Here is a 20,963-nt window from a genome sequence, read left to right as displayed (position 1 = left end):
CGGCGCTGCAGAGTGCAGGAAGGTGCTGCTCCATGTCCATCAACGGCGTCATCACTCGTTTGCAGCCGAAATGCGCGGCAATGGAGGCTGCCGTTGACAGGTTTGCGGCAAGCCCCGTACGAAGGTTTCTTTTTGCTGCGCTGTTCGGTTTGTTCCTGTTCGCCCTGGGTTGCCTGACAAATAAATACTACGGTCCCAATGACGACTGGACCATGGGCGTTCTGTTGAGCGGCCATTACGACGTAGGCGGAAACTGTCTTTTCATCGGATCCACATTGGCTCATCTGGTGTACTGGCTGAACACCCATATCGTGGGGCTTAACTGGTTTCTGATCGCCGAGCGATTTATGGCGCTGGTGGCCTTTGTTCTGTTCGTGTACATCGCGTTGGGAAGCACCCGTTTGGGCGCGGCCGCCATCGGTCTTTGCTTCATCGAGTTCTTCCTCTTTTCCGGTGTTTCGCATGCGTCCAATTTCTCCTATGTATCAGGCCTCGTAACAGCCGCCGGATGGCTCACGCTGCTCGCCACGTTCAGGGGCGACAAGGTCCCTGTCTGGGCGCAGGTTACGGCCGTGCTGTTGTGCGTGTTCGGTCTCGAATGGCGCTACGAGGTGTTCTTCATCAGTCTTCCGTTCATCGGCCTTACGGCCTTGATTATCTTCGTTGACATCTGGACCAGTGGATTTGCGCTTGAGGGGAAGGAATGGGTCCGCCGGCTTCTTCCTACCGTGGTTGCACTCGTCCTGTGTGGGTGCGCATATGCCTATACGACTGCCCAGTGGGAGTTGGACGGCTGGCAGGATTGGCGGGAATACAACCATTGGCGTTCGAACATCTCGGACTTCCTCATGCCCGAATACGATGAGGCCGAAGACCAGCTTCAGGCTCTGGGCGTATCGAAAAACGACTACGTTTTGGCTGACAGTTGGGTTACCGCCGACCCTGAGTATTTCACGAGCGAAAAGCTTGAAGACATCGTGAGCGTAGGTCACGGCACGTTGCGCACGCCCCTTGACACCGCAAAATGGTTCGCATCCACGCTGCTCATCCACGACCGGACGTTCTTCTTGGGCATCCTTGCGGTTACCATCGGCGGGTTGCTCATGGCCAACGGCAAACGCGGACGACGCATGGTGTACGGACTGATAGGCATGATGGCCCTTGTCGCCATTGTGCTGGTGTTTATCGGTAGATTCCCTAACCGTGTCGAGCACACCGTATGGCTCTTCGTCGTGATCGGCATTATGCTGGCTTCGAGGGAGGGCGGACGAACTACGTCGGAAAAAGAGGCCAAAGCCCAGGCAAGGGCCATGGTGGTTTCGGGGGCATCGGGCGTCGTATGGGTGCTGGCCACACTGTTCGTGGTCGCGCATCTTGTGCCTGCGTTCAACCCCGCCAAGATAGACACCTTCGTCATGTCGGACGAGCCCGTTATGGAGAAGGCGTCCCTGCAGTTCGCAAGCGACCCCGATGTCATCCGCATCTGGGATGTCAAGGCCTACACCCGCATCGAGCAGGGATTCGAGTACCGGTACATTCCCAGCAAGGACTTCCTCGAGAGCAACCAGTTCTTAGGCGGCTGGACCATCAATTCGCCCATGTCCAATTCCTCTTTGGAGAACATCGGAATCGACAACACCATCAAGTCCTTGGTTGAAGACGACAGAACGGTGCTGGTTACGCACAATCCCGATATTGCCGACGGCGTGCTGCTGCATCTTCAGGAGCATTACTACCCGAATGCCACCATGCAGGTTGTGGATGAGGTGAACATCGGAAACGACAAGGCCTACTGGGTTTCCGTGTACGACTATTCTGCGAATGATTAGCGATATTAGACGCACGTTTTACATGTTCTGAGTGCGGTCGCGGTATACTTATGCCTTGATATTGACGGGCCAGGATAGGGACTGATTGTTTTGACGTGCGTTTCGGTTGTCATACCGTGTTATTACTCGAAGGACATGATTGGGAAAGTGGTTGCCCTGACCCGGGCCGAGCTGACGGGTGCGGGATACGACTACGAATTCGTCCTGGTAAACGACGGTTCCACCGACGGCACGTTCGACGTCATCCGCTCTCTTCATGAAGAAGACCCGAAGATCATCGGTGTTAACCTGGCGAAGAACTTCGGCCAGCATAACGCCATCATGGCCGGATTGGGCCGCACGACCGGCGACTACGTCATGCTGATGGATGACGACATGCAGACCCATCCTTCGCAATGCCTGAAGCTGGTCCGTGAGATGGAAAACGGTTGGGACGTGGTGTTCGCCGAGTTCCCCGAGCAGCATGAGGCCTGGTGGCGACGTATGGGATCCGCTTTCACCATGTGGACCATGCGCACGTTGCAGCACCGTCCAAAGGGTGTCGAGTCCAGCAACTTCTTCGTCATGCGCGACTACATCGCCAAAGAAGCCGCCAAATACGAAGGTCCCTACGTATACGTGCAGGGCATCCTGTTCCGCATCACGCATAACATGACGAATGTGCCGGTCGAGCATTTCGACCGTGAGAGCGGCGTGTCGGGATACAACCTGAAAAGCCTGGTCCGCTTGTGGTCCATCGTGCTGAACTTCTCCATGGCGCCGCTTCGGGCGGCGGCAATCGTGGGCGCGGCGCTCGGCTCGATCGGCCTGATCGGCGCCATCGCGCTCATTATCAGGCGTTTGCTGGATCCGACTGTGGCCATGGGCTGGAGCTCGCTTATGGTCACCATGCTTGTGTGCTCGGGTGCCATCATCATGTTCTTGGGGCTCATCGGTGAATACCTGGGACGCTTGTTCATGACCATGAACAAAGCGCCGCAGTACGTTGTAAAAGAGGTTCTTGATGATAAGGCCGACCATGACGAATAACGAAACGCAGCATCGACTCATGGTTCTGGGGTCTGCCCAGGAGTTCATCGAGCTGGTACGCAGGGCCCAGGCCCGGGGAATCTACGTCATATCTTGCGATGGGTATCCCAACGGCTTAGCAAAAGCCATAGCCGATGCGTCTTTCAATATTGACGTGCGCGACACGCAGGCAATCGCGAAGCTGTGCCAAGAGCAGCGGGTCGACGGAATCATCGCATCGTTTTCCGATCTGCTGGCGGAATGCCTGGTGAACATCGCCGACGCTGCGGGGCTGCCGTGCTACGCGAAGCCAGACAGGTTCGCATATGTTCGCGATAAAACCCTGATGAAAGGGATGTTCGACGAGCTGGGCATTCCCCACGCGAAATCTGTGCAGGTGCATAAGGACACGCTCGAGGACGACCTTTCCGGCATAACGTTTCCCTGTGTGACGAAACCCGTGGATTCGTACGGGTCCCGCGGCGTGTACGTGCTGGATACCGCCGAAGAGGTGCGTGAATGCTTCGACGAGGTGGAGGCCTATTCGAACCGCGGCTACATCATCGTCGAAGAGTACGTGCAAGGTGATGAAATCAACGCCATGACCTGGGTATGCGACGGGAAGGCGACGGTCATCGGATTGGCCGACCGCGAAAAGTCCGTGGAGCTGGCCCATGCCATTCCCCATGTGAGCCGCATCATCCAGCCATCCAAGCACCTTCGTGCGGTGCAGGACGACGTGTGCGCCATGGCCGAGAAGATCGCCGCATACATCGGCATTGAGACCGGGCCTTTGTCCATGCAGTTCTTCTACGACGAGAAGCGAGGCATCACGGTGTGCGAAGCCGCAGGCCGGCTTTTCGGATACGAGCATGAGCTGGTGCAGAACGCCTACGGCTTCTCCATCGAGGAACTGCTCATCGATTACGTGTACGACCGGGAAGCCATGAAAGAACGGCTTTCCGGGCTGCAGCTTGAAGGTCGTCGTCACAGCGCCGGGCTGTATTTCCATGCGCACGAGGGTGACATCGCGAAGATTCTCGGCATGCCGTCGGAGGATATCGGCGAGGTCACCTTGGACGAGTCCCTGTCGTATTATGCGGAAGGGGAGCGTGCGCTGCGCGGGGCCGGAGCCATGCCCTATGCTGCGCGCATCTACATCACGGCGGATACCCGCAAGGCGCTCGACGTCGTTACGGCGGATCTGTACCGCGATGTGAAGTTCTTAAACGGCGAAGGTGAGAACCTTCTGTTCGGCAACCAGCTACCGGCAGGGCATTAACGCCGTGCCACATACGACTGAAAGGACCACCATGAAAGGCATAATTTTGGCGGGCGGTTCCGGTACGCGGCTGTATCCGTTGACCCGTGTCACTTCCAAACAGCTGCTGCCTATTTACGACAAGCCCATGATCTACTATCCGCTTTCGACGCTGATGTTGGGAGGCATCCGCGAGATTCTCATCATCTCCACGCCGGATGACCTACCGCGGTTCGAAGCGCTGCTGGGCGACGGTTCGCAGTTCGGCTTGGAGCTGAGCTATGCCGTTCAGGAGAGGCCTGAGGGCTTGGCACAGGCGTTCATCATCGGCGAGGATTTCATCAACGGCGAGCCCTGCGCGCTCATTCTGGGCGATAACATCTTCTACGGCAACGGCATTTCCCGCCATCTGATGCAAGCGGTTGCTGACGCAGAGTCCGGCAAGGGCGCCACTGTTTTCGGATACTGGGTCGACGACCCGGAGCGCTACGGCATCGTGGAATTCGACGAGAACAACAACGCCGTGTCGCTGGAGGAGAAGCCCGAACATCCGAAGAGCAACTACGCGGTTACGGGCCTGTACTTCTACGACAGCCGGGTCTGCGAATTCGCCAAGCAGGTGAAACCTTCTGAACGCGGCGAGCTTGAGATTACCACATTGAACCAGATGTATCTCGCCGACGGCACCTTGAATGTGGTCACGTTGGGCCGCGGCTACGCCTGGCTGGACACGGGCACCATGGACTCTCTGTACGAGGCCAGCGAATTCGTGCGCACTATCGAGAAGAGCCAGGGTCTGGCCATTTCCGTTCCTGAGGAAATCGCCTACATCATGGGCTGGATCGGAAGGGAGCAGGTCGTCGAAGCCGCCGAGAAGTACGGCAAATCGAATTACGGGCATCACCTGAAGCGTGTTGCCCAGAACCGCATTTTCATGAGCAAGGAAGGTGACTAATGGCTAAAACGTACCTGGTCACAGGTGGTGCAGGATTCATCGGCAGCAACTTCGTGCTGTATATGCTGAAAAAGTACGATGACATCCGCATCGTGAATGTCGACAAGCTGACGTACGCAGGCAACCTCGAGAATCTGAAGTCCGTCGAGGACGATCCCCGCTACGCGTTCCGTCAGGTCGACATCTGCGACCGTGAAGCTGTGAAGGCCGTGTTTGACGAATTCGACGTGGATTACGTTGTGAATTTCGCCGCCGAATCCCATGTGGACCGCTCCATCGCGAACCCCCAGGCATTCGTGGAGACCAACGTGGACGGTACGGTGAACATGCTGCAGTGCGCGAAGGAGGCGTGGCTGACCGGCGACGACACCTATAAGGACGGCGTGAAATACCTCCAGGTCTCCACCGACGAGGTGTACGGCACGCTTTCATTGGACCGCCCCGACGAGTTCTTCGTCGAGACCCGACCGTTGGATCCGCACAGCCCCTACAGCGCATCCAAGGCGTCTGCCGACTTCTTCGTCAAGGCGTTCGGCGACACGTACAAGCTGCCCTACAACATCACGCGGTGCTCCAACAACTACGGTCCGTACCAGTTCCCTGAGAAGCTCATTCCGCTCATGTTGAACAACTGCCTGCAGCACCGTGACCTGCCGGTATACGGCGACGGCATGCAGGTTCGTGACTGGCTGTATGTGGAGGATCACTGCAAGGCCATCGACATGGTCATCAACGACGGCGTGCTGGGCGAGGTGTACAACGTGGGCGGCCATAACGAACGCTCGAACATCTTCATCGTCGAGACGATCATCGACTATGTGAAGAACAACGTTGATCCTGAGGTAGGGGAGCAGTTGATCAAACACGTGACCGACCGCAAGGGCCACGACCGTCGCTACGGCATCGACCCCGAGAAGATCAAGCGTGATCTGGGCTGGTATCCTGAAACGAAATTCGAAGACGGCATCAAGAAGACCATCGCCTGGTACCTGGACAATCAGGACTGGGTAGCGAACGTCGTTTCCGGCGAGTACATGAACTATTACAGGAACATGTATTCAGAAAGGTAGGACATGGCCGACATACATCGCCGACCGAATCGAATACTCTATTATGGATTGCTGTGGTGCGCCTGCCTGTTGGGGCTGGCGCTCACTTCTATCGTGCTCATGCGTCATGGGCTTACGCATGTCTGGGCCAATGACAGCGTGCCCCAGGACATCAACTTCTTCATCTATACCGGCGAATGGATCCGCGCCTTCTTGGCCGGCCTCGTCACGGGGGAGTTCACGGCGCCCATGTTCACGTACAACCTGGGTTACGGTACCGATGTCTTTTGGTCGGTCATGGGCTTTTGGAACGACCCCTTCAACCTGCTTTCGGTAATCTGGCCGCCTCAGCATGCCGAAATCGCCTACGAGCTGCTTTTGTATGCGCGCATCGGCCTGTGCGCAACCTTTTTCGTCTGGTATGCGAAAAGCAAGGGGCACGGACCTTGGGCCTGTTTCGTCGGGGCCTTGGTCTACGCGTTTTCCGGTTATGTCATATTCCAAGCCATCATGCACCATGCTTCGTTTGTGAACGTCGCGTTGGTGTTTCCGCTGGTCCTGCTGGGAGCCGACCGGCTCTTCGAGGGCAAATCGCCCATCATGTATATTCTTGCCCTGGCGTTCTCGCTGTACACGACCTTCTATTTCACATACATGGTAGCGTTGGCTCTTATCGTGTACTGCATAGCGAAATACGTGTTCGAACGCGAGCAGAAATCCTTATCTGACCTGGCGAAGCTTGTGGCTCAGTTCATCGGCTACGCGTTGTTGGGGCTCTGCATCGCGGGCGTTTCGGTGTTGCCCGGCTTGTCCGTCGTGTTAAGCATGAGCCGTGTAGGCCTCGAGCGGTCTATACCGCTTCTCTACGACGGCGGCAGGTATTGGAGCTTCGCCACGGATCTGATCGGCGGAAGCTCCTACGTCGGCGGCCTGTGCATAGGCGCTGTCGGCGCTTTCTGTCTGATCGTGTTCCTGGTCGGACGCAAACGCATTGATCGCAACACCTGGCGAATCGTCCTTGTGGCGTTGATTGTGAGCCTGGTCATCGTTTGCGTGCCCAAGCTTGGTTCGGTCACGAACGGCTTCGCGTATGTGAGCGACCGATGGCTGTTCGTATTCGATTTTGTCGCGGCCTATGCAACGGTATGCGCTGTTCCTGTGGTGAAAGGCCTATCTAAGCAGGAATGGGGCCGTGTGTGTTTGGTGTCCGGCATCCTTCTGGTGCTATCTGGAAGCTACGGTTTTGTGTACGAATCGCGCTGGGCTCTCATCATGTGTGTCGGCTTTGTGCTTGTTGTTGCGGCTTCTGTGGCGCTGGCGACGCGCATTCCCGACGGCGCGTATGCGTTTTGCCTTGCTGCAGCCGTGCTTGTGGGCGCCGGGGCCACGGGCTGTTTGTATACGGTGGCCTGGGGCGGAAATCATCTCGGAGAGTTCAACTCATCGGGCGTTTCTGTACCCCAGCTCGATGATGCGGCCGTGGGGAAGGCGAGCGATCTTGAAAGCCAAGGTCTTTGGCGGCTGAGTCCTGTCGACCGTAAGGGTCCGAGGAACGCAAGCCTCTACCACGATGTAATGGCCATCGATTTCTTCGGCAGCTACTACAACCAGAATGTGGATACATTCCGCAGTGCATTAGGCGTTGCCGACAAGGATTCTTGCTATATTTTCGCGGGCAACGACGGTCGTACCGCCTTGGAGTACCTGACCGGTTCGAAATACGTCATCGTGGCCGACGGCACCGATTGGCGCGTTCCTTATGGATACGAGGATACGGGCATCGACGCAGCCGAGGGGTATTCGTTCTACGTCACGACGCATGCCGCACCGCTTGCATTCATGTACGATAACTCCTTATCGCTTGAAGCATTCAACCAGCTGAATCTGGCGCAGCGTCAAGAAGCCATGCTTTCGGCATGCGTCTTGGAGGGCGGCGATGTCCAGGACGGTCGCAGCATGGATTTGACGAGCGAAGCGTTGCCGTATCGAATCGAAGACGCCGATGGTATCGAATTCCGCGACGGCATGATATACGCATCTAAGGACAAGGCTTCGTTTGACCTTGTGCTTCCCGAAGGCACGCAGGTGCCGGCCGGCTCGTTTGAGACCGAGGTCTGCTTCACGGGTCTGCAATACGCTCCCGATCCGCAGGACATGGCCGAACGCCTGGCGGTGGATGAGCCGCTTAAAAACAAGATCAAGCGGCTGTGCAGCAACCAGAACAACGAATACACCGAAATATACGTGTACACCGATGATCGCGAAACGTACCTATGCCTGTACGATAATTTCAACAAGCAATACAGCGGACGCGAGAATTGGGCGTTCAACCTGGGAACCTCTGAGGAGGCTCCCGAGACGATTACGGTATGGCTCTCCAAGAAAGGCTTCTATACCTACGACACGTTGGATGTGCTGGCTCAGCCCGGCGAGCCTCTGGCTGAGAAGGCCCAGGCGTTGCAGGCCGTTGCGGCCAGCCGGTTGGAGCTGGGTGAGAATCGGATCGACGCTCGTTTCGAGGTATCGGATGAGGCCGTCCATTACGCGTTCGTTTCCGTCCCGTATTCTAAGGGCTGGTCGGCTATCGTCGATGGCAAACCGGCTGAAATCCTTCAGGCGAACGTCGGGTTCATGGCGCTGCGTTTGCAGGGCGAAGGCGTCCACGACGTGCAGCTAACCTACCGAACGCCCTTGCTGCTCGAAGGCCTTGCCTGCACAATCGCTGGCATAGCGGTCACGGTTGTGATCGGGATTCTGTTCGCGAGGAAGCGGGCCCGGTCGGCCTATGACGAACAACGTACAAAGCTAGCGGGTTTGAGTGAATAGGTCAAAACTGACATATTACGTTGCGCTGTTCTTTTTCATCACATTCGCTTTCGCAGCGTTTGTCTTGTACATGCGCTATTTCCACGGGCGAACCGTCCTGTGGAAGACCGATGCGTTGCCTTTGTACCTGAACTTCTTCATCTACGAGGGTGAATGGCTACGCGAAGGATTCGCAAGCCTGGCATCCGGCCAGGGCTGGGCGTTTCCGGCTTACAGCTTCGATATGGGTTACGGCGCCGATATGTTCGTCGCCATGAACGGCATGGTAAGCGACCCGTTGAATCTGGTGTCGGCGATCTGCCCGAGCCGGTATGCAGCCCATATGCTCGTCCTGCTAATCCTGGTCCGTCTGCTGCTGGCGAGTGCGGCGTTTTCTGAATACTGCTTCTCGAAGGGATTGTCCAGAAGCCAGACGTTCATCGGAAGCATCTGCTATGCCACCTCGGGATATGTGCTGTTCTGGGGTGTGCTCAGACATCCCGGTTTCTTGAACGTGGCCATCCTGTTCCCTTTGCTGTTGATGGGCATCGACCGCGTGTTCGACAGAAAGCCTGCGTATCTGCTCGTTGCTTCGGCAGCGCTGCTCTTCGGATTCTCTCTGTATCACTCCTATATGGTGTGCCTTGTGCTTGTTGCGTATTGCCTGCTCAAGTTCTGTATTGAGGAAGATGCGAAAAGCCTGAGGGCCTTCGGTTCGTTCTTCGTGCGAGTAGCGGGTCCGCTGGTCTTGGCGGGTCTCATAGCCGCCGTGCTGTGGCTGCCGGTGCTGCTGACCATGACGCAGATGGGCCGCATCGGTCTTGAGCGGGTCATACCCGTCATCGATGATTTCGGATACTACCTTTATCTGCCGCTGAGCTGGGTCGGGGGATGCGCTGCGCCGCGCGGCGCCTACATCGGCCCGCTTCCCTTGGTCATCCTGCTGACGGTGGTTCTGGCGGGTCGGAACCGTCTTGCGGACAAGACCTGGAAGTTCATTACGGCGGCATTTATCCTGTGCCTTGTGGCAATGCTTGTGCCGGCATTCGGCTCGGCGTTCAACGGATTCGGGTACGTCACGGATCGCTGGATGTTCGCATTCGGCTTTCTGACTTCCTACAGCGTTGCGGCTGGCATCCCTCTGATCGGGAAGCTGCGGCGGAAGGACTACGTCGGCGTTGCTGCAGTATGTCTGCTGCTGTGCGCGATCTTCGCCGCCGGCGCTTACGGATGGAAGAACCCTTGGGCCAAGCAAGGGGCTGTCTGCTTTGTCGTCGTGTGTGTTCTGGTCGGATGTATAGTTGCGTGCACGAGGATCAAGCGCGGCGGAAACCATGCGGCGCATGCGGGGTTGTCGCAACGCGCTGTCGTTGTGATGCTGATGGTGCCGCTTCTGGTTGGTACGGCATCCATGTTGGAAGGCATGTTTTCCTCCAACAAGGGCGACTACGTTTCCGAATACATGGCTTTGGATGAGCCTTGGACCGAGATGCACCATGAAAACGTCGGACGTCTGGTCAGCAATCTTGACGGGATGAATTCCGGCGGAGTGTCCATTGACAACGACCTGCGGGGCCTCGGCGATTCGCAGGAAAACCCGTCACGCGTGAGCACGCCGGTCATCTACGGCATGAAGAACGCCACCGTTGCCCATGGCGTCATGTCGGACAACTTCTATTCTTCTTTCTACAACCAATATGTGGACGATTTCCGTACCGAGCTGGGAGTTTCCGACCACTTCTTGAACTACAGCTTCACAGGTGTGGACTCTCGGTTCGCACTGCTCAGCCTTACGGGCAGCAGGTATTTCATCGCCAGCGATTACGGCGCATGGCGCACGCCGCTGACGTATAGACCCGTCGATACGGGCAGTCTGGTGTTCGAAGGGGATACGCGCTACACCGTAAGCGAAACGCCGTACGCACTGCCTTTGGTGGTGGGCTTCGACGAAGCGGCATCCGAAGACACATACCGGTCGCTGGACATGGTCCAGCGTCAGGAGCTGCTGCTTCATGCCTGCGTGCTGAACGATTGCGAAGCAGACCCTACGCTGAAGGACTTCGCAGGCGAATCCCATGATGTCGATTTCGACATCGGTCTGGATGACGGCATCGTGATGACGGACGGCGAATTCACGGTTTCTGACAACGGGTTGCCCGTGCAATTCACGTTCCAAGGCAAGCCCAACTGTGAATACTACCTGGTCATCGAAGGGTTGGACTTCGAGGGCATCTCGCCGACTGAATACGCGGAAATGAAAGGCGAATCGGTCACATGGGAGACCCGTTGGAAGGAATGGGTTTGGGAAGCGCCCAGCGAGGGCCTCATACTCGTAGGTTCGCAGGGCAACACCCGAGAGCTTCGCATCGCCAATGCAACCAGCAGCGCGTATGGCGGTAAGCATGACTGGGTGTTCATGGGTGCTGTTTCCGGCGACGAACCCGCGTCCGAAATCACATTGACCTTCGATGCATGGGGCCGATACACGTTTGACAGCATCCGGATTGTGGAGCAGCCCGTCGAACCTTTGGTGGACCAGGCGGAGCATGTGCTCTCTCTGTCGAATCCGACGATTGTCCTCGGCAACGACGCCGTTTGGGCTAAGCTGGATTCTTGTCAGGAGTGCAAGTACGCTCTCGTCACGGTGCCGTATTCCGAAGGCTGGTCCGCAACCGTAAACGGCGAACCGGCCGAGGTGCTGAGGGCCGACACCGCTTTCATGGCGGTTGCGCTGCCCGGTGATGAACATTGCGATGTTGAACTGCACTACGTCACGCCCGGTTTGAAGGCTGGAGCCCTCATTTCCATAATCGGCGTTACGCTTGCGGTTGTTCTGACCATACGAAGAAGGAAAACTCGGAGGAGGATTGAGCATGATTCCGTTTAATCGGCCGCCTTATGTTGGCAATGAGATGGATTACGTACGCGAGGCGGCGGAGGTTAACCGCAAGATCTGCGGCGACGGACCCTTCACGAAGAAATGCCATGCTTGGATGCAGGAGCGCTTCCATGCGCAGAAGGCCCTGCTTACCACATCAGGCACCACTGCATTGGAGATGGCCGCCCTGTTGTGCGAAATCGAGCCCGGTGACGAGGTCATCCTGCCCAGCTACACATTTTCGACCACCGCTACGGCGTTCGTGTTGGCAGGTGCGAAACTGGTGTTCGTGGACATCAGGCCCGACACCATGAACATCGACGAGACGAAGATCGAGGCTGCAATCACGGACAAGACTCGCGTGATAGTTCCGGTTCACTATGCCGGCGTTGCCTGCGATATGGACGCCATCATGGACATCGCCCGCAGGCACAACCTGCTGGTGGTGGAAGACGCCGCCCAAGGTGTTATGAGCACCTACAAGGGCAAAGCGCTCGGCACGATAGGCGATTTCGGATGCTACTCGTTCCACGAGACGAAGAACTACTCCATGGGCGAAGGCGGTGCGTTGGTGATCAACGACGAGCGTTTCAACGAGCGTGCTGAGATCATTCGCGAAAAGGGCACCAACCGCTCGCGTTTCCTGCGCGGACAGGTCGATAAATACACGTGGGTCGAGTACGGCAGCAGCTATCTGCCCAGCGACATGAACGCCGCGTACCTGTTGGCGCAGCTGGAGCGGGCTGACGAGATCAACGACAGCCGCATCCACGCCTGGAACCGCTACAACGAGAACTTGGCGGATCTGGCCGCCGATGGCAGCATCGAGCTTCCCTTCATACCCGAAGGATGCGGGCACAATGCGCACATGTTCTATATCAAATGCAAAGACCTGGAAGAGCGTACGAGTCTGATCTCCTATTTGGGTGATCGCGACATCATGTCGGTCTTCCACTACGTGCCGCTCCACTCGTCGCCGGCAGGTTTGCGCTACGGCCGCACGGCGGCCGACATGTCGGTTACCGACCGCGAAAGCAACAGGCTCACGCGACTGCCTATGTACTACGGTTTGACCGACGAGGACGTGGATCGCGTGTGCGATGCCGTCCACGGCTTCTACGCACAGTAAGAACGCGGCGCGGTTCTCGCTTCGTTACAAACGGAAGGTCCCGGGACGTGCAAACCTAACTGGTTGCAGGTTCCGGGGCCTCCTTCATGGGTTCGAACATGCGTTATTGGTGTTTCACGAAAACGTAATCCATGGCGGCAATGCGGGAGCCAACGCTTTCCTGGCAGCGGATGATGGGCGGGTTGTTGCTGGACACATGGGTGGACGATGCCGTGCATCCCTGTTCTTTCGAAGCGATGAGCGATTCGATGACCAGCGCTTTGCCAAGGCCGCGCCCGCGGGCCTCGGGGAACAGGCCGATCAGGTAGGGGTAGGAAACATGCTCTTCAGGTTCCTTGTAGGCGAAGAACCCGACCAGCTCATCGTCTACAAGAACGTCGAATAGCGGGTTGCCGCGCTCGAGCTCGTCTTCGATCCAGTGCACGTAGCGTTTGGCTGCAGTTTCTTGCGAGAAAGCCGGATCGAGGAATACCCGGTCGCTGTTGAACAGGCCGTTGCCCACTTGTTCGAGAATGACGTCTTCGTTGCGTGTAAGCCGATGGGTCATGATGGACCCAGTCGGCAGAACCTGGCGTTCCGGAAGGTCCTGCAAATCATGACGGAAGTTGATTTGGCATTCCGAAAAGGTGAACCCCGCGTCTTGCATCAGCTTCAGCGTGAGCGGAGATTGTTGCGGCACCTTGGCTACGATGTATTCGTAACCTTCGATGGCGCGTGCGATTTCATCCACGGGAACTGTCTCATTGGCATCGAATTTGAGCTCCGCAGTGCGTACGCCCAGATTGCGCGTGTCCCAGAAGGCGTCCGTAAAAATCATGTCGAGTTCCTTTCGTTTTAAAAGTATTATGCCATGCGGACGTTGATGCCACCCGACCAGTGTTCGTGATTTCTCTCATAATACAGTTCCAGCGCACATTCTCTACGTATATAATCAATCGGAATGTACAAGCGGAGGAGCAGAAGGAAGTGGACTTTCATGGATTCCGAACAGAAACTGTCCGTCGTCATACCATGTTACCGATCCCAGGATATGATCGAAGGCGTTATCGAGCGACTGGTCGGAACGTTGACGCAACGTTTGGATGAAGAGCACTTCGAGATAATCCTTATCGACGACTGCTCGCCTGACGATACGTACAAAGTGCTTTCCGACATCGCCGCGGCGCGCCCTTACGTCAAAGTGATTCACATGGCACGGAACTTCGGCCAGCACTCGGCCCTTATGGCGGGCTTTGCATTCGTCACCGGCGACATTGTCGTGTGCATGGACGACGACGGCCAAACGCCTCCGGAAGAAATCTTCAAGCTTGTCGATAAGATCGGCGAAGGGTACGACCTGGTGTATGCCAAGTATCACTCGAAGAAACATTCGCTGATCCGCAACTGGGGTTCGCAGCTCAACGAGCTGATGGCGCAGTCGCTCATCGGTAAGCCCAAAGAAATCACCATGTCCAGCTATTTCGCTGCGGAGCGGTTCCTTATCGATGAGGCGCTCCGGTACCAGAACCCCTATCCCTATGTCGAAGGCCTTATGCTCCGCGCGACGAAGAACATCGCCAACGTGGATGTGGAGCATTCCGAACGCCTGGCAGGGGAGTCGGGCTATAGCTTCGTTAAGCTGGTCGGTCTGTGGCTCAACGGATTCACGGCGTTTTCCGTCAAACCGCTTCGTCTGGGTTCGGTAGTGGGCACCCTGTTCGCGGCCATCGGCTTCATAAGCGCCATCGTCGTTGTCATCCGACGCTTCATCAATCCGGTGGTGGCCATCGGCTGGGCTTCCACGTTTTCCGCTATGCTCATCATCGGAGGTATGATTCTGGCAATGCTCGGCATGCTGGGAGAATACATCGGCCGCATATACATCTCGCTGAACAACAGCCCGCAATACGTCATAAAGAGCACGTTGAACTGCGGCGATGAGACGTATTCGCAAGGTCGGTTGAAGGCTTCGGAAACGAATCGCCTGGGTGACGGCAAGTAGCATGGGAAGCAGAACGACAACGCTTTTGGGACTGCATCTGCTGTTGGTCCTATACTCGTGCAGCGGCATTTTCAGCAAACTGGCTTCGGGCGTCGAGTTCCTGAGCCTGCGCTTCTGCCTGTACTATGCCGCCATTCTGGCCATTCTCTTCATCTACGCCATCGGGTGGCAGCAGGCGCTTAAGCGCATGCCTTTGACATCGGCCTTCGCAAATAAGGCCATCACGGTGTTCTGGGGCATCGTCTGGGGTCTTGTCGTGTTCGGGGAATCCATCACGTTACCGAAAATCGTTGGAGCCGCCCTCATCATCTCGGGCGTCATTCTGTTCGCCTTTGCCGACGGAGAGCTGCACAAGCAGGACCAGGCTGAAGCGGGTCAGGACGGCGATGCATGATGAACACCACCTTGCTCCTGTATTCCGGCATCATGCTTTTGGGGACGTTCATCAGCGCCGTTTCGCAGGTTATTCTGAAAAAGGAAGCCCAAAAGGAACACGCTAGCAAGCTGAAGGAATACCTGAATTTCCCTGTGATGTTCGCGTATGCACTGTTCTTCCTGACGACGTTCATGTGCATTGTGGCTTATCAGGTAGTTCCTCTGTCGTTCGGCCCGGTGCTCGAATCGACAAGCTATTTGTACGTTACTGTTTTCGGCGTACTCATCTTCCACGAGAAGATAACCGCGAAGAAGGTCATCGCACTCGTCCTTATACTGTCGGGCATCTTCATCTATTCGTTCGGCATCTAGTCGAGCAGGTGCGTCTTCGTTTTGATGGCCTTCGTGATGGGCTGTTCGATGCAATAGAACGATACGGCGCCGACGGCGAACGTGAGCGCGGCGAAAGCAAGCATGGTCAGATGCGAGCTGAAATGCGGGTTTATGCTGAGCAGCCGCGTGACGTAGAGAACCGCCTGCAGGCACACCACATGCCAGATGTAGACGTCGAAGGAAACCTTGCTCAGGGTCTCGATCCACTTGAATTCGAAAAGCCTGTTCACCTGTGGCACGCGTGCGATGACAATCAGCGACGGGTAGAAGATGAAGACCAGCAGGTAGCGCAGGTTCTCGATGTCCGGGTGGAAATGGATGAGGGCAGGGAACGCTACGAGGATGACAGCGCAGATCCCGACCAGCGGTTTCGGCAGATTCGGCCTGGCCTTGAACGCTGCGGCCAGCAATACGCCCGTGAAGAAGGCGCAGTATCCGCGGCCCGAAGTGTATGTCATGAAAGGCAGATTCAGTTCGTAGGTGTTGATGGCGATGCCCCACAGGACCACGGCACCGTACAGGTAGTATGGACTCACCTTCAGGCGGTGGGCCAGCGCCGTCGTCAGATAGAAAACCAGATAGCACAGCAGCAGAACGCTCACGTACCACGTCGGGTTGTTCACGCCCGGGTTGGCGAACACCCAGCCGTCCTGCACGCCCAGCGAATCGATGACGATGCCCCAAAGGTCAAACGTCTTGCCGAAGAGGCGCTCATGAAACGTATGCCAATAGATGAGCACCATGAATTCATAGGCGCAGGCGGCAATCGCCACAAGCGGAAGCAGACGCAACGCGCGCTTGAGGTAAAACCGTTTGAGCGTAAGTCCATCGCCGATACGCTTGATATAGGGGAGCATGAACATGCCGGAAAGGATGAAGAACAGTTCGACCACGTACCCGAAATAGAAGTTGCCGTGGTAGAAGTTGATACCCCAGTCGAAGTATGCACCCGAATCCTGCTGGTAATGGTGGAACACGATAAGCAGGATGGCGACAACTTTGATGAAGTCCAGGGCGTGGTCGCGTCGGTGAACAGGCGTTGTTCCGGTGGTCGATGTACGTTCGTTTCCCATAGTCTGCTTTCGTGGTTCGGGTTGCAAAAGATGCTTGAGTGTAGGCCTCTTTTGGCTGACGAGCTGCTAGATTCGGTGATTCTACAACATGATGCGTCGGGGAGTCCACATGATCGGGTGCGGATGCTTGTTGCTGACCGTTGCCATCGGCATGTCCTGAGCGTATTGCATGAAAAAGCAATGGCATGTGATTCATGTAGTATCATTCCATCATCAGGTATTGATTCAGGCTGTATCGCCTTATGTAAATAATTGAACGGAAGGATTCGCTCTTGAACTCCAGGAGTAGGAATACGCCGCTCGTCGTGCAGGGAACGAGCTTCATAACGATTGGTGCTTATGCGATAGCGATTGTCGCTACTTATTTCATGACCATGCGCCAGATGGGGGTTTACTACTCGGATTTTGCAATTCATGCAACGTGGTCCATTGACGGCACGGTCATGATGTATCCGCTCTGGCATTTGACAACCAGGTTCTTTTACGCGGTGCTTTCGCTACCTTTGAATGTGGCCGCCAGCATTTCTGCTTGCGTGTTCGCACTTGCGACCGTTGTAATCATGCGATGGGCCATGTTGCGAATGGCGGATGGGGCCGTCCCCGTCTGGTTGGTCGACGTGGCTTTGATCGTGGCCATTTTCGCCGGATCACTGTATATACCATGGATACGTGAGACGTATTACCTTGGCACAGGGGGGCCTGTCACCTGGCATAACCCCACGAATGCAACCGTGAAGCCTTTCGCGCTCTGGACCTGCTTCCTGTATGCTTTCGTGTATGCGACATCCAGAAGGCACGACACCGAAGGGGCCTTCGACCGTAAAGACACCATCGGGTATGTTTGCGTATCGCTGCTGCTGGTCGTGTGCAATTTGGCCAAGCCGTCGTTCTTCCAGGTCTTCATGCCTGCGGTCTTCTGCATGGTGGTAGCGGACTTCATCTTGACGAAGGGCGCAACGAAGAAATCCATGATCGCATCGTTTCTCATGGTCGTGCCGACAATGCTTGTCTTCGTGATTCAGTACGGATACTATTTCGTGCTTGGCGAGGGCCCGGCGGGAGAGGCCCATGTGGTGATCGCCCCGCTGCTCGTTTGGAGTTACTATAGCGAGAACATCCCGTATTCCCTTTTGTGCCTGGTTGCTTTTCCTCTGTATGCTTACTTGCTTTCCGGGCGTGAGGAGCTGAAGAATCCGTATGCCATTCTTCCGGTGCTCTGTTTCGTCTTCGGAATAGCGGAATATGCGCTGTTCGCCCAAACGGGGAAGAGCACCTATGCGGGTAACTTCGCGTGGGGATACTATATTGCCTGCGCGATTCTGTGGACAAGCTCCCTTGTGCTTCTTGCGAAGCAGATTAGCGGCTGGGAGAAGGCGTCCAAAACCCGCCGAATAGCCGTGTTCGGCTGCTGCATGCTCCTTCTGGCATGCTTCATCGGCGGGGTGTATTACTATTGGCTTGTCATGACCGGGGCGCACTGGTTCTAGCGGTTAGCGGCGGATACTCCTCATGCAAGCTTGGCAGATACCGATCGGTTAGCGTGCAAGATAGGCCGAAAGCGCGTCCCACTGCTCGGCGGCATGGGCATAGCCTTGCTCATACAACGCGAAAAGTTTGGCCGGATCCTTCTCCATGTTCGCCACCTCCACCGGTTCGGGCGGGAAGATTGCGAAGATGACACCCTCGTCGTGCAGGCGGCGTATCATGCGGTACAGGCGGTTGTATTCGTAATGGCGGTACTCCAACCGCTCCACGAACAACGGGTAGTCGCTGTACACGCGGTTTGCCAACGGCATCACCCGGTTGGGGCGCTTCACGAAGTCGGCATGGTGGGTCAAAACGACGATGTGCTTGTCCGTATTGCCTAGCAGGCGCGAATAGGTGACCGGCACGCTGTCGCAGCTGCCTCCGTCCAGCAGCTTCTTTCCGTCAAGCTCGATGATCTGCGATACCAGGGGAATGCTCGCGCTTGCCAGCAGGTAGCGGGTGTCGCGGCCGTTTTCCATCACATGGTAGTCGGCTTCGCCAAGCTCGATGTTGCTTGCGACCGTGATGAGTTTCATGGGGGATTCGTCGAAGTGGCTGTAGTTCAACGGATCCAGATTGTTGGGAATCTCGTCGAACATGTAGTCCTCGCGAATCGCGTTGCCCGTCAGGGCGAAGTTGCGCATGGAGAGGTACTGGGGGTCGTTGCAGTATTTCATGTTCAGGTAGCAGGTGCGCCCGACTTCGCCGGCCACGTAGTTGTAGCCGCTCAGGGCCCCTGCGCTCACGCCGATGACCGTTTCGCACCACAGGTCGTTGTCCATGAAATAATCTAGAACGCCAGCCGTGAACATGCAGCGCATGGCGCCACCTTCAAGAACCAGGTTTGCGTTGACGGTGGGTTTTCCTACATAGGCAGCCTTCTCGTTGAGCTGCACTGAATCCGTATCGATGAGCTTCATACCTTGCCTCGCTTTCTGTTATGAATACTGGTTGTTCGGGGGCGAATCGTCAATACGCGCCACGTTTTCACCTGATTTGGAGAACGGCGTTGTGGTGGTCGTGCGGGAAACGACACGCTTGTGGCCACTTCTTGACGAGGGCAACGAAACAACAACGGCTATTCAGGGGAGTCTGCATCACATGGTATCCTGCTCACGAACATAAACAACGCGCGAAGCGAAAGATTCGTGGCAATCGTTTCGCGGATACGAAAGGAGGCCAACATGGCCGATGTCATCAGCTCTGCTGAGTTTGAAGAGAAAGTACTGAAAGCGACCGAGCCCGTTATCGTGGACCTGTTCGCAACCTGGTGCGGCCCTTGCAAAGCAATGGCGCCCACGCTTGACAAGGTTGCTGCCGAACATGCAGATGAGGTTTCCATCTACAAGGTAGACGTCGACGAGTCCCCCGAAATCGCGCAGAAGTTCCGCGTTATGAGCGTCCCGACGCTGCTGGCGTTCAAGAACGGCGAGCTTGTGAACCGCGCTGTGGGCGCTCAGCCCGAAGACGCGATTGTCGCGCTGTTCAAATAACCGATCGGGTTCAGATTAAGCCCGCCTGCATGGCGGGTTTTTCTGTTTTCGGACCGCTGGCATGAAGGCGAGATGGGGCAGGCGTTTTCCCTAAATGCATCAATCATGCAGGGCAGATGTTTTTTGGCTTCGTATGGTCTACTTCTGACTAGGAATGGCCGCATGGCAAGCTCGATTTGAGGTATAATGATTCGGCAACATTGTCTTAAAGGAAGGAATGACATGAAGAAGTGGATGCTGGCTGTGGCATGCGTTGTAACCGCGATGCTTGCGCTGGTCGGATGCGCATCTGACGCTTCGGACGCCGAATCCGAAAGCGGCGGGTCCAACCGCGAGCTGACCATGACCATCGGCACGCTGCCGACGGAAGACTCGCTTCCGTTCTGGGTTGCGCAGGAGCGCTCCTACTTCGACGCGTGCGGCGTCTCCGTCACCATCGAAACCTTCCAGAGCGCTCAGGAGCTGGCCACGGCGTTTGCCGCCGGCACCATCGACGGCGCCATGACCGACGTGCAGACCGCGGCATCGCTGCAGACTTCCGGCACCGACGTCGTACTGGAGTGGGTCACGCTGGGAACCGATCCGTCCCAGGGCCGTTTCGGTATCATGACTTCGCCCAACAGCGGCATCACCTCCCTTGAGGATTTGAAAGGCGTGCCTGTGGGCGTCGGCTCCAACACCGTACCCGAGTATGTGATGGACAAGCTGATGGAGGACGCCGGGTTCACTGAGGACGAAATCGTCAACGAGGAAATCAAGAAGCTTCCCATCCGTTTCGAATCCATGGCGAACAACAAGGTCGCTGCTGCCGCGCTGCCTGCCAGCCTGCTGGCTCTGGGCGAAGCGAATGGCATGGTGCTGCTTGCCGATGACACGCAGGGCGACAACATCAGCCAGTCTGTGTTCGTAGTCCGCGCCGATTTCGCCAACGGCGGCGGTTCCGGTGCAGTGGTTTCCGTTGAAGAGGCCTGGAACCAGTCCGTTTCTACGATCAATTCCGACCCCGAGAGCTTCCGCGATCTGTTGGTGGACAAGTGCAACGTGAACGCCGAGATTGTTTCCACGTATCCCATCTGCACGTATCCCGAAGCCAGCGATCCTACGGCCGACATGGTTCAGCCGGTGCTGGATTGGATGCTCGAGAAGGGCTATCTGAGCTCGGCCATGACCTACGATGAGGCAACCGGCACGATGGCTTAGCTTGACA

The 20,963-nt window shown here is 56.5% G+C and carries 17 protein-coding genes; 14 read left to right on the top strand and 3 right to left on the bottom strand.

Annotated elements, in window-relative coordinates:
* The first annotated feature begins 32 nt into the window (after nucleotides 1-32).
* The 8 genes from SHEL_RS07065 to rffA all read left to right on the top strand — a co-directional run bounded on the left by SHEL_RS07065 (nucleotide 33) and on the right by rffA (nucleotide 12,914).
* Entirely contained in the window at nucleotides 33-1,829 is a 1,797-nt protein-coding gene (locus SHEL_RS07065; protein ID WP_012798565.1) for a hypothetical protein, read from the top strand.
* 90 nt (nucleotides 1,830-1,919) lie between these two features.
* The gene (locus SHEL_RS07060; protein WP_269471197.1) at nucleotides 1,920-2,858 is read left to right on the top strand and encodes a glycosyltransferase family 2 protein; all 939 of its coding nucleotides are present in this window, start codon (nucleotides 1,920-1,922) and stop codon (nucleotides 2,856-2,858) included.
* Nucleotides 2,848-4,119 (top strand): ATP-grasp domain-containing protein, encoded by a 1,272-nt coding sequence (locus tag SHEL_RS07055; RefSeq protein WP_012798563.1) that lies wholly within the window; start codon nucleotides 2,848-2,850, stop codon nucleotides 4,117-4,119. The genes SHEL_RS07060 and SHEL_RS07055 overlap by 11 nt, the downstream gene beginning before the upstream one ends.
* A 31-nt stretch (nucleotides 4,120-4,150) precedes the next feature.
* The gene (gene rfbA, locus SHEL_RS07050) at nucleotides 4,151-5,053 is read left to right on the top strand and encodes a glucose-1-phosphate thymidylyltransferase RfbA (protein WP_012798562.1); all 903 of its coding nucleotides are present in this window, start codon (nucleotides 4,151-4,153) and stop codon (nucleotides 5,051-5,053) included.
* Complete coding sequence (gene rfbB / locus SHEL_RS07045; protein ID WP_012798561.1) at nucleotides 5,053-6,123, top strand: dTDP-glucose 4,6-dehydratase; 1,071 nt, start codon at nucleotides 5,053-5,055, stop codon at nucleotides 6,121-6,123. The genes rfbA and rfbB overlap by 1 nt, the downstream gene beginning before the upstream one ends.
* Before the next feature lie 3 nt (nucleotides 6,124-6,126).
* On the top strand, nucleotides 6,127-8,928 hold the full coding sequence (locus SHEL_RS07040) for a YfhO family protein (RefSeq protein WP_012798560.1): 2,802 nt from the start codon (nucleotides 6,127-6,129) through the stop codon (nucleotides 8,926-8,928).
* Nucleotides 8,921-11,794 carry a YfhO family protein gene (locus tag SHEL_RS07035; protein WP_012798559.1) on the top strand — a complete coding sequence of 958 codons (2,874 nt, stop codon included), beginning with the start codon at nucleotides 8,921-8,923 and terminating at the stop codon, nucleotides 11,792-11,794. Before SHEL_RS07040 ends, SHEL_RS07035 begins: the two co-directional genes overlap by 8 nt.
* Complete coding sequence (gene rffA / locus SHEL_RS07030) at nucleotides 11,781-12,914, top strand: dTDP-4-amino-4,6-dideoxygalactose transaminase (RefSeq protein WP_012798558.1); 1,134 nt, start codon at nucleotides 11,781-11,783, stop codon at nucleotides 12,912-12,914. Before SHEL_RS07035 ends, rffA begins: the two co-directional genes overlap by 14 nt.
* Nucleotides 12,915-13,017: 103 nt before the next feature.
* On the opposite strand, the gene SHEL_RS07025 is transcribed toward rffA, so the two are convergent.
* The gene (locus SHEL_RS07025; protein WP_012798557.1) at nucleotides 13,018-13,731 is read right to left on the bottom strand and encodes a GNAT family N-acetyltransferase; all 714 of its coding nucleotides are present in this window, start codon (nucleotides 13,729-13,731) and stop codon (nucleotides 13,018-13,020) included.
* 159 nt (nucleotides 13,732-13,890) lie between these two features.
* Here SHEL_RS07025 and SHEL_RS07020 point away from each other — a divergent pair, with 159 nt between their 5' ends.
* Genes SHEL_RS07020 through SHEL_RS07010 form a run of 3 tightly spaced genes read left to right on the top strand, consistent with a single transcriptional unit; the run spans nucleotide 13,891 to nucleotide 15,642 of the window.
* Nucleotides 13,891-14,895, top strand: coding sequence for a glycosyltransferase (locus tag SHEL_RS07020; RefSeq protein ID WP_012798556.1), 1,005 nt, complete (start codon nucleotides 13,891-13,893; stop codon nucleotides 14,893-14,895).
* A gap of 1 nt (nucleotide 14,896) precedes the next feature.
* Nucleotides 14,897-15,289, top strand: coding sequence for a transporter (locus SHEL_RS07015; protein WP_041422515.1), 393 nt, complete (start codon nucleotides 14,897-14,899; stop codon nucleotides 15,287-15,289).
* The gene (locus SHEL_RS07010) at nucleotides 15,286-15,642 is read left to right on the top strand and encodes an EamA family transporter (RefSeq protein WP_197720378.1); all 357 of its coding nucleotides are present in this window, start codon (nucleotides 15,286-15,288) and stop codon (nucleotides 15,640-15,642) included. Before SHEL_RS07015 ends, SHEL_RS07010 begins: the two co-directional genes overlap by 4 nt.
* Here the strand turns inward: SHEL_RS07010 and SHEL_RS07005 are convergent.
* A complete protein-coding gene (locus SHEL_RS07005; protein ID WP_012798553.1) occupies nucleotides 15,639-16,736 on the bottom strand; it encodes an acyltransferase family protein in 1,098 nt (365 codons plus the stop codon). The two genes, SHEL_RS07010 and SHEL_RS07005, sit on opposite strands and share 4 nt — an antisense overlap.
* A 731-nt stretch (nucleotides 16,737-17,467) precedes the next feature.
* Between SHEL_RS07005 and SHEL_RS07000 the strand changes: the two genes are divergently transcribed.
* Nucleotides 17,468-18,223 carry a hypothetical protein gene (locus tag SHEL_RS07000; RefSeq protein ID WP_126513770.1) on the top strand — a complete coding sequence of 252 codons (756 nt, stop codon included), beginning with the start codon at nucleotides 17,468-17,470 and terminating at the stop codon, nucleotides 18,221-18,223.
* 48 nt (nucleotides 18,224-18,271) lie between these two features.
* Here the strand turns inward: SHEL_RS07000 and SHEL_RS06995 are convergent, their stop codons facing one another.
* Nucleotides 18,272-19,183 (bottom strand): patatin-like phospholipase family protein, encoded by a 912-nt coding sequence (locus SHEL_RS06995; protein WP_012798551.1) that lies wholly within the window; start codon nucleotides 19,181-19,183, stop codon nucleotides 18,272-18,274.
* Nucleotides 19,184-19,447: 264 nt separating this feature from the next.
* Here SHEL_RS06995 and trxA point away from each other — a divergent pair, with 264 nt between their 5' ends.
* Together trxA and SHEL_RS06985 are read left to right on the top strand one after the other, a co-directional pair.
* The gene (gene trxA / locus SHEL_RS06990; RefSeq protein ID WP_012798550.1) at nucleotides 19,448-19,756 is read left to right on the top strand and encodes a thioredoxin; all 309 of its coding nucleotides are present in this window, start codon (nucleotides 19,448-19,450) and stop codon (nucleotides 19,754-19,756) included.
* 222 nt (nucleotides 19,757-19,978) lie between these two features.
* Nucleotides 19,979-20,956 (top strand): ABC transporter substrate-binding protein, encoded by a 978-nt coding sequence (locus tag SHEL_RS06985; protein WP_012798549.1) that lies wholly within the window; start codon nucleotides 19,979-19,981, stop codon nucleotides 20,954-20,956.
* Nucleotides 20,957-20,963: the final 7 nt, after the last annotated feature.

The sequence above is a fragment of the Slackia heliotrinireducens DSM 20476 genome (assembly GCF_000023885.1).
GTDB lineage: Bacteria > Actinomycetota > Coriobacteriia > Coriobacteriales > Eggerthellaceae > Slackia > Slackia heliotrinireducens.
Note: the sequence above shows the minus strand (reverse complement) of the source record. Positions and strands in the feature narration are given on the sequence as shown.